Source organism: Streptomyces sp. NPDC002773, from assembly GCF_040295605.1.
GTDB lineage: Bacteria > Actinomycetota > Actinomycetes > Streptomycetales > Streptomycetaceae > Streptomyces.
The window spans coordinates 62,513-76,611 of record NZ_JBEOVO010000028.1 but is presented as its reverse complement, the minus strand read 5'-3'; the positions used below and the strand labels follow the sequence as shown (position 1 = coordinate 76,611).

The following is a 14,099-nucleotide window of genomic DNA, read 5'->3' as shown; positions in this document are numbered from 1 at the left end:
GCCTCAGCGGTTGACGCCTCGCTACGTCCGTACGTCCAGCGTCTCGTCCACACCCCACTGCGCGAGCAGCCGCAGAGCGTCCGCCGACGCCGTCCCCGGCTCCGCGTGGTACGTCACGAGCACCAGGTCCGGATCGTCGCCCGCCACCTTCAGGGACTCGTACGACAGCGTCATCTCGCCCACCAGCGGGTGCCGGAGCCGCTTCGTGCCGTGCCCCTTATCGGTCACGGTGTGCGCCGCCCACAGCGAGCGGAACTCCTCGCTCCGCACGGACAGCTCGCCCACGAGCGCGAGCAGCTGCGGATCGTCCGGGTAGCAGCCGGCGTACAGCCGCAGCACGCTCACGACCTCGACCGCCTTGTGCTCCCAGTCGATGTAGAGATCCCGCGCGTTCGGATCCAGGAAGATCATCCGGGGCATGTTGCGCTCGGCCGGCTCCCAGGCGGCGAAGTCACCGAGCAGGGCCCGCGCCATCCGGTTCCACGCCAGGATGTCGAGGCGGCGCCCCAGGACGAAGGCCGGCACCCCGTCCATCGAGTCGAGGAGCTGCGAAAGCGACGCCCGGACCCGCTGGGGGCGCGCTATCGCCGCCCGCTGCCGCTTCTTCACCGTCGGCTTCGCCAGATGCGTCAGATGGGCCCGCTCGGTGTCGCTCAGGCGCAGCGCCCGCGCGATCGCGTCGAGCACCTCCGTGGACACGTTCCGGCCGTTGCCCTGCTCAAGCCGGGTGTAGTACGCCACCGACACCCCGGCAAGCTGCGCCAGCTCCTCACGGCGCAGCCCCGGGACCCGCCGGTGCCGCCCGTACTCGGGCAGCCCGACGTCCTGCGGCTTCAGCCGGGCCCGGCGGGAGCGCAGGAATTCGCTGAGTTCGGCACTGGGGTCCATACGACCCCATTATCGACGCCCGGCCCCGCCGCCGGACGTACGTTCCTGACCCTGCCAGTGGTAGGCACGCCGGTCGTAGGCAGAACAGGTGGCTGGGTAGCGGTGGTGATCCCGGGCAACGTGGACGGCATGACCACGAACCTGACCGCCGTCCCCGCCTACGCCGCACCCGCCGCCAACGCCCCCCTGGAGCGCACCACCGTGGCGCGCCGGCCCGTCGGCGAGCACGACGTCCTCATCGACATCAAGTACGCCGGCATCTGCCACTCCGACATCCACCAGGCGCGCGACGGCTGGGGCGAGGGCATCTTCCCGATGGTCCCGGGACACGAGATCGCCGGAATCGTCGCGGAGGTCGGCCCCGGGGTCACGAAGTTCCAGGTCGGCGACCGGGTCGGCGTCGGCTGCTTCGTCGACTCCTGCCGCACCTGCGACTACTGCCTCCAGGGCCTGGAGCAGTACTGCACGGGAGGCATGACCGGTACGTACAACGCCCTCGACAAGAACGGCGAGCCCACCTACGGCGGCTACTCCACCCACATCGTCGTCGACGAGAACTACACCCTGCGCATCCCCGAGGGCATCGCGCTCGACGAGGCCGCGCCGCTGCTCTGCGCCGGCATCACCCTCTACTCGCCGCTCGCCCACTGGGGTGCCGGCCCCGGCAAGAAGGTCGCCATCGTCGGCCTCGGCGGCCTCGGCCACATGGGCGTCAAGATCGCCCACGCGCTCGGCGCGGAGGTGACCGTACTCAGCCAGTCGCTGCGCAAGCAGGAGGACGGCCTGAAGCTCGGCGCCGACCACTTCCACGCGACGAGCGACCCGAAGACCTTCACCGAACTCGCCGGAACCTTCGACCTGGTGATCTCCACGGTCTCGGCGCCGCTGGACTTCGACGCCTACCTGAGCCTGGTCAAGACGGACGGCGCCCTCGTCAACGTCGGCGCCCCCGAGGAGCCCGTCTCGGTCGGCCTCTTCTCCCTCATCGGCGGCCGCAAGACCCTCGCGGGCTCGATGATCGGCGGCATCGCCGAGACGCAGGAGATGCTCGACTTCTGCGCGGCGCACGGCCTGGGCGCCGAGATCGAGGTCATCGCCGCGGACCGCGTCAACGAGGCGTACGAGCGCGTCATCGCGAGCGACGTCCGCTACCGGTTCGTGATCGACACGTCGACGATCTGAACGCCCGCCGCGTGACGCGCGGTTCCGTCGGGCGGTTTCGTCAGGCGGTACGGGCCGGGTCGTGACGGCCGGGAGCGATGGCCCGGCGTGACGCCGAAGCGTGACGGCCAGGGGGATCGCCGGGGCGTGACCTCCGGGGTAATCGACCCCGGACGGCACGGCCCGGCACGCTGTCCCCATGACCGCATACGCGATAGCGAACCTGCGCCCGACAGCCGCCCTCCACGACGAGGTCCTCCAGTACATGGAGCGGGTCAAGTCCACGCTCGACCCCTTCGGCGGCCACTTCCTCGTGCACGGAGCGCCCGAGCGGGACGTCAAGGAGGGCGAGTGGCCCGGCGCGGTCGTCCTCGTCGGCTTCCCCTCGATGGAGGACGCCCGCGCGTGGTACGACTCCGCCGCCTACCAGGAGCTGATCCCGCTGCGCGCCCGGCACATGGCGGGCGACCTCCAGCTGATCGACGGCGTCGGCCCCGGCTACGACCCGGCGGCGACCGCAGCGGTGCTGCGCGCCACCGCGGCAGACGTGGCGCACGCGGCCGCCGCCTCAGACCGTACGGCCTGAGCGGAGTTCGAGCCGGGTGCCACCGAAGCCCGCCCGGAAGCGGTGGTCGTGGGAGCGACCGCGACCACCGCTCCCTCGAAGGCGGCGAGCGCCGCCTCCAGATCCTCCACCAGGGACAGCGCCACGTGAGGAGGTCCGCGAAGCGCAGCCACTGGAGGAGGTGAGTGTTCAGCGGTGCGTAGCCCGGACGGACCTCGTCGCGGATGCCGGCACGGACGTCGACGAGCTCGTCGCGTGCCGTCTCGTCCGGTACTCCGAGGGCAGCGACGTAGGCTGCCCCGCAGGCGTCGAGCCGGTCGTGCAACTCCGTCGGCCACAGCGCCACGTTGTCGGATACGAGGGTGGGGTCGGGCCGGGGCAGCCCGCGGAACGCCCTATGGCGCTCGGCCACGGCGGCGACGAGCCCCAGCCGGGACGGGCGCCGTTGCGGTGGGCCAGTGCGGCCGCCACGAGCCCGCCCACGGGAATCCGCCGACCGGCCGCCTTCTCCACCCGGCGGCGGGCCGCGAAGGAGGCCACTTCCGCGAGCCGGACCGCGCGGCTCGCCTCCAGGGTGTCCAGCGCGCGCAACAGAGCGGAGGCGTCCCGCCGGAGGTCCGGCGAAGGGACTGCCGTCGCGGCGAGGTAGGTCCAGGTCGCGTGGAAGCCGAGCGGACAGTACTGCCCGACGGCACACCGCAGTGCGGTGTACCGCCTGGCGGGCGGCAACCGTTCGTCACGCACCCCGCCGTGCGTAGGTCCCGAAGCTCACGCGACGAAGCCGGCCGTCAGCCGTCGGCCTTGGCCACGCCGATCGGGCACGAGACGCCCGTCCCGCCGATGCCGCAGTAGCCTCCGGGGTTCTTGTCGAGGTACTGCTGGTGGTACGGCTCCGCCGGGTAGAAGGGGCGCGTTGCGTCGGCCGGGAGGAGTTCGGTGGTGATCGTGCCGTAGCCCGAGCCCGTCAGGACCTTCTGGTAGGCCTCGCGGGAGGCTTCGGCGGCCTCGGCCTGGGCGGGGGAGTGGGTGTGGATCGCCGAGCGGTACTGGGTGCCCACGTCGTTGCCCTGGCGGAAGCCCTGCGTCGGGTCGTGCGACTCCCAGAACAGCTTCAGGAGGCTCTCGTACGAGACCTTCGACGGGTCGAAGACGACCCGGACGGCCTCGGTGTGGCCGGTCAGACCCGAGCAGACCTCCTCGTACGCCGGATTGACCGTGTAGCCGCCCTGGTAGCCGACGAGGGTCGTCCAGACGCCGTCGGTCTGCCAGAACTTGCGCTCGGCGCCCCAGAAACATCCGAGGGCGAAGTCGGCGACCTCCAGGCCCTCCGGGTACGGGCCGAGCAGCGGGTTGCCGAGCACGGTGTGGCGGTCGGGCACGGCGAACTCGGGCTCGGGACGGCCGCGCAGGGCCTGCTCGGGGGTGGGGAGGACGGGGGTGCGGGACAGGAACATGCTGCATCTCTCCTCGACGGTCGGCAGACAGCTCAACAAGGAGCCGGGGGGAATCCTTCCCCCGGCACCCGGCCCCGGGGCGTGCCCCCGTCAGCGCGGCAGCGTCGCCGGGCTGCCGCCGTTCGCCTCGTACCCCGCCACCGCCAGGTTCCGGAAGACCGTGAACTCCGCCGCCGGGTCCCCGCTGAGCGTCCACGGCACCGCGCCCACGTGCCCGTCCACCTTCACCAGCTGGTGCATGGCCTCCGCCCACCGCTCCCCGCGCACCAGGAACCAGACCAGCAGATGGCGTACGTGCGCCAGCATCGGGTCGTCGGACCGGGCCGAGTGCACCGCGTACAGCGCGCCGTCCATCGCCTTCGACACCACCGCCGTACGGAAGAAGTCCTGTACGAGCACCATGTCCGGCACGTGCTCGTACACCGCGAACAGCGGCAGCGCCGCGAGCAGCGAGCCACGCGGGGCGCGCGCCGCGGCCGTCGTCGCGAAGTGGTCGGCCTCCTCGCGCGAACCGTGCCACTTCTCGCACCAGTAGTGCAGGGCCGCCAGATGCGCCCCCATGTGCTGCGGCGCGCGGTCGATGACCTGCGCCCACACCTGGTCGAACTGCTCGTGGCTGTAGCCGAGGCCGCGGGCCACGGCCAGCTGCGTGATGTACGGGACGGGGTCGCCCGGAGCGAGCAGCGCCGCCTCCTCGGTGACCTTCCGCGCCTCCTCCAAGATGATCCGGAAGTCGTCGGTCCCGGCCGCCGAGGACCGCCACGCCTGCTGCACCAGGAACTCCGCGTGCACGGCCGCGCCGCCCGCGTCCTTCGGGGCCTCCGCCCGCCAGGTCCGCAGCCACGCCCCGCCGACGCCCGGCCGCTCCTGGAGCTCCAGGGACGCGGCGCCCGCGAAGGCCTGGACGCGCTGCCAGCGCACCTCGCCGTCCTTGTCGGTGGCGGCGAGCAGCCGGGACGCCGCCCCCCAGTCCTGGGTGGCCTGGACGACGTCGAGCACGTGCAGCAGCTCGTCGTCCGCGCCCGGCAGCCGTACGTCCTGGTCCTCCTGCCGCACGAACCCGTACGTCTCCGGGTCCGCCGCGTCCGGCGACCCCGGCGCCGCCAACCGGATCCCGCCCCCGCCACCGCGGCGGCGCGCCAGATAGGGACCGAGTACGGCGAACAGCATGCCCAGCGCGATCAGGAACCAGAGAATCTCCATGCGTCCATTGTCCAGGACACCGGATGAGACGATCGCGGCGCCGGGGGTCGTCCGGGACTACGCTCCTGACCATGAGCGACCAGCACTCCCACCAGAGCTTCGAGACCCGCGCGATCCACGCGGGCAACACCGCCGACCCGCTGACCGGCGCGGTCGTCCCGCCCATCTACCAGGTGTCCACCTACAAGCAGGACGGCGTGGGCGGGCTGCGCGGCGGTTACGAGTACAGCCGCAGCGCCAACCCCACCCGTACCGCCCTGGAGGAGAACCTGGCGGCCCTGGAGGGCGGCCGGCGCGGTCTCGCCTTCGCCTCCGGCCTGGCCGCCGAGGACTGCCTGCTGCGCACGCTCCTCGCGCCCGGCGACCACGTGGTCATCCCGAACGACGCCTACGGCGGCACGTTCCGGCTCTTCGCCAAGGTCGTGGAGCGCTGGGGCGTGGACTTCTCGGTGGCGAACACCTCCGACATCGACGCGGTGCGGGACGCCGTCAACGAGCGTACGAAGCTGATCTGGGTCGAGACCCCGTCGAACCCGCTCCTCGGCATCACCGACATCGAGGCCGTCGCGGGCGTCGCCCGCCAGGCCGGCGTGAAGCTCGTCGTCGACAACACCTTCGCCTCGCCGTACCTCCAGCAGCCGCTGGCGCTCGGCGCGGACGTCGTCGTGCACTCGCTCACCAAGTACATGGGCGGGCACTCGGACGTCGTCGGCGGCGCGCTGGTGACGGCCGACGAGGCGCTCGGTGAGGAGCTCGCGTACCACCAGAACGCGATGGGCGCGGTCGCCGGACCCTTCGACTCGTGGATCGTGCTGCGCGGCATCAAGACCCTCGCGGTCCGCATGGACCGGCACAGCGAGAACGCGGAGAAGATCGTCGAGATGCTGACCCAGCACCCGAAGGTCACCCAGGTGCTCTACCCGGGTCTCCCGGAGCACCCGGGGCACGAGGTCGCGGCCAAGCAGATGCGGTCCTTCGGCGGCATGGTCTCGTTCCGCGTGGAGGGCGGCGAGGAGGCGGCCGTCGAGGTCTGCAACCGTGCGCAGCTCTTCACGCTCGGTGAGTCCCTCGGCGGCGTCGAGTCCCTCATCGAGCACCCCGGCCGGATGACCCACGCGAGCGTGGCGGGCTCCGCCCTCGAAGTGCCGGCCGACCTGGTCCGCCTCTCGGTGGGCATCGAGAACGTCGACGACCTGCTGGCCGACCTGCGCCTGGCGCTGGGCTAGCAGCCGGTTCCGTACGGAGGGTCCGGCCACCCCGCGGGAGGGGGCCGGGCCCTTCGCCGTTCACGGCGGAGTGCCGGGTCCTCCGGCTCGTTCACGTCCCGGGCAGCGGGTCCTTCAGGTAGCCGCGGACCTCCTCGCGGAACTCGGGGGTGTCCGTGTGCTCGTGTACGGACACGGCGTGCTCGACGGCCGCGCGAAGGACTTCCTCCTCCTCGCCCGAGATGTACAGCGAGCAGCCGGAGACGCTCGGGGCGTCCCGGCAGTCGGATGCTTTCCTGGCCATGGCGACCTCCAGACAGACCCCCTCGTTCCAGGCTAGGCCCGTCCTCACCACCCTTCGAGCGGTGGTGTCGTCTCCGCCGGCGGGACCTCCCACGGCCGGGCCGCGGACGCCCACACCACGAACGCGAGTACGGCGACCGCGCCGAGGAACCAGAGCACCCGGCGTACCGTCCGGGCGCGGTGAGCCCGCCGGGCCCCGCGTTCCGCCGCCCGCCGCGCGAGGTCGCCCGGGACCGGCGGATGCGCGGTGTCGAGGAGCCGGCGGACCGCGGCCTCCTTGTCCTCGTGCCGGGTCACGCGGCCGTCTCCCCAGGGGCGCCGCTCCGTCCGGCCGCCGCCCTCAGCGCGGCCACGGATCGGGCGCAGACCGCGCGGACGCGTGCCTCCGGCAGGCCGAGCAGTGCCGCGACCTGCTCCTCGGCGACCCCCTCGTACAGCCGGAGGACGACGACGAGCCGTTCCTGCGGGTGGAGGGCGGAGAGCACCCCGCCCCGGCCGCCGCGGTGCCGCCAGGCGGTGCGGGCGAAGCGGGCGGCGAGGTCGCGCCGGGTGAGGTCGTACGGGTCCTCGTCACGCAACCGGTCCCAGCGCGCGTACGTGTGCGCGAGGGAGACGGTCAGCAGGGCCTGGGCGTGCGGGTTGCGGCTGCGGGTCTCGGCGGTGAGGAGGGTCGCGGCGTGCAGCAGCCGGCCCGCCGCCCCGGCGACGAACGCCTCGAACTCCTGGGCGCGGTAGGCACGTTCGGCGCGGCGGGCGCGTTCGGTACGTCCGGCGCCCGCGCCGCTCCGATGCTCTCGTACGTCCTCTCGCACGTCCTCATCTGAGGGCAGCGGGGGTGCGGGGTCAAGAGGTCGGCGCGGACTCGCTCGGTCCCTCGGTCGCGGCGGTGGCCCCGGACTCGCCCCCGGCGTGGCCGGTGTGGGCCGACTGCCGTACGGACAGGGCGGTGTTGAAGCGGGTGAGCAGGGTGCAGAAGGACTCCCGCTCGTCCGGCGTCCAGCCGTCCGTGACCTCCACCATCAGCTGGCGGCGCGAGGAACGGACCTCCTCGAGACGGGCCAGTCCGCGCGGCGAGAGCTGGAGGACGACGGCCCGTCCGTCCTCCGGGTGCGAAGTGCGCTTCACCAGGCCGGTGTCGACGAGCGGGGCGACCTGGCGGGTGACGGTCGACGAGTCGATGCCCATGCCCGCCGCGAGCGCCTTGACGCCCATCGGGCCTTCCTGGTCGAGCCTGTTGAGGAGGAGGTACGCGGCCCGGTCCATCGAGTTCCGCAGCTGGCCCGTGCCGCCGAGGCGGGTCTGCTCGGCCCGGCGGGCGAAGACGGCCACCTGGTGCTGGAGGGCATCGAGGAGACCGGGGTCGAGCTCAGTCGTCATGTCCTGAGATGTGGGCATGGCTGTGGGTCTCTCTCGTGCGGGGGTGGTCGGTCGGTGGGGGACAGAGTACGCGGCCCCGGGGAGGTCCGTACCGGCGCTGCGCAAACCAGTTGGGCCCCCGTCCGCCGGGCGGCCACGAGGGCCGTGAGCTGCGAGACTTGGTGTCATGAGCTTCCGTACGCCAGACCCCTTGCACCGGCTGATGCTCGACGATGTGCGGGGGGCCCAGAAGATGTTGTCGGGGGTGGCCCGGATGACGGCGATGGAGGGCAGCCGCCATCTGTCGTCGCTGGTGGGGGCGCCGGTGCAGCTCAAGTGCGAGAACCTCCAGCGGACCGGTTCCTTCAAACTGCGCGGGGCGTACGTACGGATCGCCGGGCTTCGGCCCGAGGAGCGGGCCGCCGGGGTCGTCGCGGCCTCGGCCGGCAACCACGCGCAGGGCGTCGCGCTCGCCTCGCAGCTCCTCGGGGTGCACGCGACCGTCTTCATGCCGGTGGGCGCCCCGCTGCCGAAGGTCGCGGCGACCCGGGAGTACGGCGCCGACGTCCGGATGCACGGCCATGTCGTGGACGAGACGCTGGCGGCGGCGGAGCGGTACGCGCGGGAGACCGGCGCCGTGTTCATCCACCCCTTCGACCACCCCGACATCATCGTGGGGCAGGGCACGGTGGGCCTGGAGATCCTGGAGCAGTGCCCTGAGGTCAGGACGATCCTCGTGGGCGTCGGCGGCGGTGGTCTCGCGGCCGGCGTCGGACTCGCGGTGAAGTCGGTGCGCCCGGACGTGAAGGTGATCGGCGTACAGGCGGAGGGCGCGGCCGCGTACCCGCCGTCGCTGGCCGCCGGGCATCCGGTGGTGGTCGACTCGCCGGTGACGATGGCGGACGGGATCAAGGTGGGGCGGCCGGGCGACGTGCCGTTCGCGCTGGTCCAGGAGTACGTCGACGACGTCGTCACGGTCTCCGAGGACGCGCTGTCCTCGGCGCTGCTGCTCTGCCTGGAGCGGGCGAAACTGGTCGTCGAGCCGGCGGGTGCCAGCCCGGTGGCGGCCCTGCTCAGCGACCCGAAGGCCTTCAAGGGGCCGGTCGTGGCGGTGCTGTCCGGCGGGAACGTCGATCCGCTGCTGCTCCAGCGCATCCTGCGGCACGGCATGGCCGCGGGAGGCCGCTATCTGAGCCTGCGGCTGCGGGTCACGGACCGGCCGGGGGTCCTGGCGACCCTGCTCGCGGTGCTCACGGTGGCCGACGCGAACGTCCTGGACGTCAGCCACGTACGGACCGACCCGCGGCTCGGCCTGACGGAGGCGGAGGTCGAGCTGCACCTGGAGACGAAGGGCCCGGAGCACTGCCGGGAGGTCGAGGACGCGCTGCGGGACGCGGGGTACACAGTCCTGACCTGACCATGATCATGTGGCGCGGGTCACAAATTCGGTGGGCGAGCGGGGCCCACCGCTCCTAGGATCGGTGGGAAACGCCTCCTCTCCCCAGGAGAACCCACATGCCAGGCGCGATCCATGCCGAGGGTCTGGTGAAGACCTTCGGCGACGTACGAGCTCTGGACGGCGTGGACCTCGACGTGCCCGAGGGCACGGTCCTGGGTCTGCTCGGACCGAACGGCGCGGGGAAGACGACCGCCGTCCGCGTGCTGACCACGCTCCTCCAGCCGGACAGCGGGAGGGCCTTCGTCGCGGGCGTCGACGTCCTCAAGCACCCGGAACAGGTGCGCCGCTCGATCGGTCTCTCCGGCCAGTTCGCGGCCGTCGACGAGTACCTGACCGGCCGCGAGAACCTGCAGATGGTCGGGCAGCTCTACCAGATGAAGGCGAAGGCCGCGAAGCAGCGGGCCGGCGAACTCCTCGACCGCTTCAACCTCTCCGACGCCGCCGACCGCCCCGCGAAGACGTACTCCGGCGGCATGCGCCGCCGTCTCGACCTCGCGGCGGCCCTGGTCGTCTCCCCGCCGGTCATGTTCATGGACGAGCCGACCACCGGCCTCGACCCCCGCAACCGGCAGGGGCTGTGGGAGGTCATCAAGGAACTCGTCGCGGGCGGTACGACCCTGCTCCTCACCACCCAGTACCTGGAGGAGGCCGACCACCTCGCGCACGACATCTGCGTCGTCGACCAGGGCAAGGTCATCGCGCGCGGCACCTCCGACCAGCTCAAGGCCCAGACCGGCGGCGAGCGCGTCGAGGTCGTCGTCCACGAACGGGAGATGATCACCGGCGCCCGTGACGTCCTCGCCCGCTACGGCCTCGCGGGCATCGGCCACGGCGAGGTCTCCGTCGAGGACCACACCCGCAAGCTCACCGTCCCCGTCACCGGCGGCGCCAAGCTGCTCGCCGAGGTCATCCGCGACCTGGACGCCCTCGGCGTCGAGATCGACGACATCGGTCTGCGCCGCCCCACCCTCGACGACGTCTTCATCTCCCTGACCGGCCACGCGGCCGAGCGGGCGGACGAGGAGAACGGCGAGTCGGCGCGGCCCGGCAGCGGCGGCAGTGGCAGCACGCACACGAAGGACGTGACCACGTGAGCACCATGAACGACTCCCTGGTCATCGCCCGACGGAACCTGATCCGCATGACCAGGATCCCGGAGATGATCCTGTTCGGGCTGATCCAGCCCGTGATGTTCGTGATCCTCTTCACGTACGTCTTCGGCGGCTCCATGCAGATCGGCGACACCACCGACCCGGCCGTCTACAAGAACTTCCTGATGGCCGGCATCTTCGCGCAGACGGTCACCTTCGCCACGGCCGGCGCGGGCGCGGGCATCGCGGACGACATGCACAAGGGCCTCATCGACCGGTTCCGCTCGCTGCCGATGGCACGCGGTGCGGTGCTGACCGGCCGTACCATCGCGGACCTGGTGCAGACCGCGCTGACGCTGCTGGTCCTCGCGGTCGTCGCCCTGATCATCGGCTGGCGCCCCGGCTACGCGGAGCCGACCAACATCGGCAAGATCCTCGCCGGGTTCGGGCTGCTGCTCCTCCTCGGCTACGCCTTCACGTGGATCGGCGCCCTCATCGGCCTCTCCGTCCGTACCCCGGAGGCGGCGACGTCCGGCGGCCTGATCTGGCTCTTCCCGGTCACCTTCATCTCGAACGCGTTCGTGGACTCCAGCAAGCTGCCCGGCTGGCTCCAGCCCATCGCGGAGTGGAACCCGTTCAGCGCGACCGTGCAGGCGTGCCGCACCCTGTTCGGAGACCCGGGCGTCTCCCCGTCCGACGCGTGGCCGATGCAGCACCCGGTGTGGGCGTCGCTGATCTACTCGATCCTGATCATCGCCGTCTTCCGCACGCTCGCCGTCCGCAAGTACCGCCGGGCCGACGGCTAGCTCCCGGCCGTCGGACCAGGGCCGGGATCGCGTGTATCGGGGGCGTATCGAAAATCGCATACGCCCCCGCAACGGCCCTTCCGCTCCCATGGGGGGATGAGTCACCACGCACCCCTCCCCGCACCGCCCCGCCGCACACGCGGGATCGTGCTCGTCGGCCTGGCGGTCCTCGCCCTGGCGAGTGCCCTGTACGTCATCCGGCGGCCGCTCATGATGTCCGCTCCGAGGTGCATGGCCGGGCGGTGGCACGGCTGCCTCGACACGTTCAACGGCGTGGTGCTCATGACGCTGGTCACGGTGCCGTTGGCCGTGCTCGTGGCATGGGTCCTGGCGCGCCGAAGGCGGGCGGCCGGCGTCGCGGGGGCATGGCGGATGTCGCTGGCCGAGGTGGGCATGGTCCACGGGACGGTGCCGTTCGTGTGGCTGACCATGATGCCGGGCGGCGGGGCGGGCGTCGTCCCCGCGCGGGTGAGCCTGGTACCGCTGCGGGACCTGGTCACCATGGGGCCGCTGGGGATCGTCGGCAACCTGCTGGTCTTCGCGGCGCTGGGGTTCTTCGCCCCGATGCGGTTCGCGGCGCTGGCGTCCGTGCGGCGGGTCCTGGCCCTCGGGGCGGGCTGCTCGATCCTCGTCGAGACCGCGCAGTACGCCCTGAGCCTCGACCGGGTGACCTCCGTGGACGACGTACTGGTCAACGCCACCGGCGCCCTACTGGCCGGCCTCGCCTCCCGCCGCTGGTGGCGCACCCCGGCGGAAGCGCCGGCGACAGCACCGGCGGCGGGCCGGGCTGCTTAGGCTTCGGGCATGCGCGTACTGATCGTGGAGGACGAGCCCTACCTGGCCGAGGCCGTCCGTGACGGTCTCCGCCTCGAAGCGATCGCCGCCGACATCGCGGGCGACGGCGACTCCGCCCTGGAACTGCTCAGCGTCAACTCCTACGACCTCGCGGTCCTCGACCGCGACATCCCCGGCCCCTCCGGCGACGAGGTCGCCCGGCGCATCGTCGCCTCCGGCAGCGGCATGCCGATCCTCATGCTCACCGCCGCCGACCGCATCGACGACAAGGCGTCCGGGTTCGAGCTCGGCGCCGACGACTACCTCACCAAGCCCTTCGAGCTGCGGGAGCTCGTGCTGCGGCTGCGGGCGCTCGACCGCAGACGCGGGTACGCCAGGCCCCCGGTCCGCGAGATCGCGGGCCTGCGGCTCGACCCCTTCCGCCGGGAGGTCTTCCGCGACGGACGTTACGTCGCGCTCACCCGCAAACAGTTCGCCGTCCTCGAAGTCCTCGTGGCCGCCGAGGGCGGGGTCGTCAGCGCCGAGGAACTGCTCGAACGGGCCTGGGACGAGAACGCCGACCCCCTCACCAACGCCGTCCGCATCACCGTCTCCGCCCTGCGCAAACGGCTCGGCGAACCCTGGGCCATCGCCACGGTGCCGGGAGTCGGCTACCGCATCGACACGGGTACGGCCACCCCAAGCCCCGGCGGTACGCATGGATAGGCGCCGCCCCGGGCTCAGCGTCCGTCTGAAGCTCACCCTCACCTACGCCGGTTTCCTCGCCGTCGCCGGCGCGATCCTGCTCGCCGTGGTGTGGGGGTACCTCCTGCGCTACGTACCCGACAACCCGCAGGGCCTGCTCGGGGTCTCCCCGAACCGCTGGCTCCTCGTGCGCACCTTCTTCCCCGCCGCGGCCGTGGCGATGGGCTTCCTGCTCCTGTTCGGCCTCGTCGGGGGATGGCTCCTCGCCGGCCGGATGCTCGCGCCGCTCACCCGGATCACGGACGCGGCGCGGCTGGCCGGGAGCGGGTCGCTGTCCCACCGGATCCGCATGGAGGGCCGCCAGGACGAGTTCCGGGACCTCTCCGACGTGTTCGACTCGATGCTCGAACAGCTCGAGTCGCATGTGGCCGAGCAGCAGCGGTTCGCCGCGAACGCCTCCCACGAACTGCGCACCCCGCTGGCCATCTCGCGGGCGCTCCTCGACGTCGCCCGCAAGGACCCCACCCGGGACCGGGGCGAACTCGTCGAACGCCTCCATACGGTCAACACGCGCGCGATCGACCTCACCGAGGCCCTCCTGCTGCTCAGCCGCAGCGACCGCGGCACCTTCACCCGCGAGGGCGTCGACCTCTCCCTCGTCGCCGAGGAGGCCGCGGAGACCCTGCTCCCCCTCGCCGAACAGCGCGGGATCACCCTCGCCGTCACCGGCGGAACGACCCGGACCAGCGGCTCCGCGGAACTCCTGCTGCGGATGGTGACGAACCTCGTCCAGAACGCCCTCGTCCACAACCTCCCCGCCGGCGGCACCGTGACGGTCCACACCGAGGCGCGGGGGGAGGCGAGCGTGCTGCGGGTCGAGAACACGGGTCATCCGCTCCCACCGGAACTGGTGCCGACCCTCACCGAACCCTTCCAGCGCGGCACGGAACGGGTACGCACCGACGAGCACGCCGGCGTCGGCCTCGGTCTGGCCATCGTGCACAGCGTCGTCCGCGCCCACGACGGGACCCTCGACCTCGCCCCCCGCCCCACCGGCGGCCTCCTCGTCACGGTCCGGCTCCCCGCTACCCCGTAGGCAAGACGGAGGGCCGGACCCCAGGGGATCCGG

At 72.3% G+C, this 14,099-nt stretch carries 16 protein-coding genes; 9 read left to right on the top strand and 7 right to left on the bottom strand.

The features are described 5' to 3' along the window. Nucleotides 1–21: 21 nt before the first annotated feature. On the bottom strand, nucleotides 22–888 hold the full coding sequence (locus ABT034_RS27450; RefSeq protein ID WP_351219718.1) for a helix-turn-helix domain-containing protein: 867 nt from the start codon (nucleotides 886–888) through the stop codon (nucleotides 22–24). A 141-nt stretch (nucleotides 889–1,029) separates the two neighbouring features. Between ABT034_RS27450 and ABT034_RS27445 the strand changes: the two genes are divergently transcribed. After that, the gene (locus ABT034_RS27445) at nucleotides 1,030–2,070 is read left to right on the top strand and encodes an NAD(P)-dependent alcohol dehydrogenase (RefSeq protein ID WP_351219743.1); all 1,041 of its coding nucleotides are present in this window, start codon (nucleotides 1,030–1,032) and stop codon (nucleotides 2,068–2,070) included. Between the two features lie 178 nt (nucleotides 2,071–2,248). Continuing rightward, nucleotides 2,249–2,635 carry a DUF1330 domain-containing protein gene (locus ABT034_RS27440; RefSeq protein ID WP_351219717.1) on the top strand — a complete coding sequence of 129 codons (387 nt, stop codon included), beginning with the start codon at nucleotides 2,249–2,251 and terminating at the stop codon, nucleotides 2,633–2,635. Nucleotides 2,636–3,402: 767 nt separating this feature from the next. Here ABT034_RS27440 and msrA read toward each other — a convergent pair. Together msrA and ABT034_RS27430 are read right to left on the bottom strand one after the other, a co-directional pair. Beyond that, a complete protein-coding gene (msrA, locus tag ABT034_RS27435) occupies nucleotides 3,403–4,068 on the bottom strand; it encodes a peptide-methionine (S)-S-oxide reductase MsrA (protein WP_351219716.1) in 666 nt (221 codons plus the stop codon). Between the two features lie 90 nt (nucleotides 4,069–4,158). Then, nucleotides 4,159–5,271 (bottom strand): hypothetical protein, encoded by a 1,113-nt coding sequence (locus tag ABT034_RS27430; RefSeq protein WP_351219715.1) that lies wholly within the window; start codon nucleotides 5,269–5,271, stop codon nucleotides 4,159–4,161. A 71-nt stretch (nucleotides 5,272–5,342) separates the two neighbouring features. On the opposite strand from ABT034_RS27430, the gene ABT034_RS27425 reads away from it, so the two are divergent. After that, a complete protein-coding gene (locus ABT034_RS27425) occupies nucleotides 5,343–6,497 on the top strand; it encodes a cystathionine gamma-synthase (protein WP_351219714.1) in 1,155 nt (384 codons plus the stop codon). Nucleotides 6,498–6,588: 91 nt separating this feature from the next. Here the strand turns inward: ABT034_RS27425 and ABT034_RS27420 are convergent, their stop codons facing one another. From ABT034_RS27420 to ABT034_RS27405, 4 genes are read right to left on the bottom strand one after another with little or no spacing between them, the layout of a single operon-like run. After that, on the bottom strand, nucleotides 6,589–6,780 hold the full coding sequence (locus tag ABT034_RS27420; protein WP_351219713.1) for a DUF1059 domain-containing protein: 192 nt from the start codon (nucleotides 6,778–6,780) through the stop codon (nucleotides 6,589–6,591). A gap of 44 nt (nucleotides 6,781–6,824) precedes the next feature. Further along, complete coding sequence (locus ABT034_RS27415) at nucleotides 6,825–7,076, bottom strand: hypothetical protein (protein ID WP_351219712.1); 252 nt, start codon at nucleotides 7,074–7,076, stop codon at nucleotides 6,825–6,827. After that, a complete protein-coding gene (locus ABT034_RS27410; RefSeq protein ID WP_351219711.1) occupies nucleotides 7,073–7,591 on the bottom strand; it encodes a sigma factor-like helix-turn-helix DNA-binding protein in 519 nt (172 codons plus the stop codon). Before ABT034_RS27410 ends, ABT034_RS27415 begins: the two co-directional genes overlap by 4 nt. Nucleotides 7,592–7,622: 31 nt before the next feature. Next, nucleotides 7,623–8,174 carry a MarR family winged helix-turn-helix transcriptional regulator gene (locus tag ABT034_RS27405; RefSeq protein ID WP_351219710.1) on the bottom strand — a complete coding sequence of 184 codons (552 nt, stop codon included), beginning with the start codon at nucleotides 8,172–8,174 and terminating at the stop codon, nucleotides 7,623–7,625. A 148-nt stretch (nucleotides 8,175–8,322) separates the two neighbouring features. Here ABT034_RS27405 and ilvA point away from each other — a divergent pair, with 148 nt between their 5' ends. The 6 genes from ilvA to ABT034_RS27375 all read left to right on the top strand — a co-directional run bounded on the left by ilvA (nucleotide 8,323) and on the right by ABT034_RS27375 (nucleotide 14,066). Next, complete coding sequence (gene ilvA, locus ABT034_RS27400) at nucleotides 8,323–9,552, top strand: threonine ammonia-lyase (RefSeq protein ID WP_351219709.1); 1,230 nt, start codon at nucleotides 8,323–8,325, stop codon at nucleotides 9,550–9,552. A 98-nt stretch (nucleotides 9,553–9,650) separates the two neighbouring features. Further along, nucleotides 9,651–10,688, top strand: coding sequence for an ATP-binding cassette domain-containing protein (locus tag ABT034_RS27395; RefSeq protein WP_351219708.1), 1,038 nt, complete (start codon nucleotides 9,651–9,653; stop codon nucleotides 10,686–10,688). 5 nt (nucleotides 10,689–10,693) lie between these two features. Further along, nucleotides 10,694–11,491, top strand: coding sequence for an ABC transporter permease (locus ABT034_RS27390; protein WP_351219742.1), 798 nt, complete (start codon nucleotides 10,694–10,696; stop codon nucleotides 11,489–11,491). A gap of 96 nt (nucleotides 11,492–11,587) precedes the next feature. After that, nucleotides 11,588–12,286: a VanZ family protein gene (locus tag ABT034_RS27385; RefSeq protein WP_351219707.1), complete on the top strand. Its 699-nt coding sequence runs from the start codon at nucleotides 11,588–11,590 to the stop codon at nucleotides 12,284–12,286. A gap of 9 nt (nucleotides 12,287–12,295) precedes the next feature. Further along, nucleotides 12,296–12,991 (top strand): response regulator transcription factor, encoded by a 696-nt coding sequence (locus ABT034_RS27380; RefSeq protein WP_351219706.1) that lies wholly within the window; start codon nucleotides 12,296–12,298, stop codon nucleotides 12,989–12,991. Next, nucleotides 12,984–14,066, top strand: a complete 1,083-nt coding sequence (locus ABT034_RS27375; protein WP_351219705.1) for a sensor histidine kinase — start codon at nucleotides 12,984–12,986, stop codon at nucleotides 14,064–14,066. Before ABT034_RS27380 ends, ABT034_RS27375 begins: the two co-directional genes overlap by 8 nt. The last annotated feature ends 33 nt before the right edge of the window (nucleotides 14,067–14,099 follow it).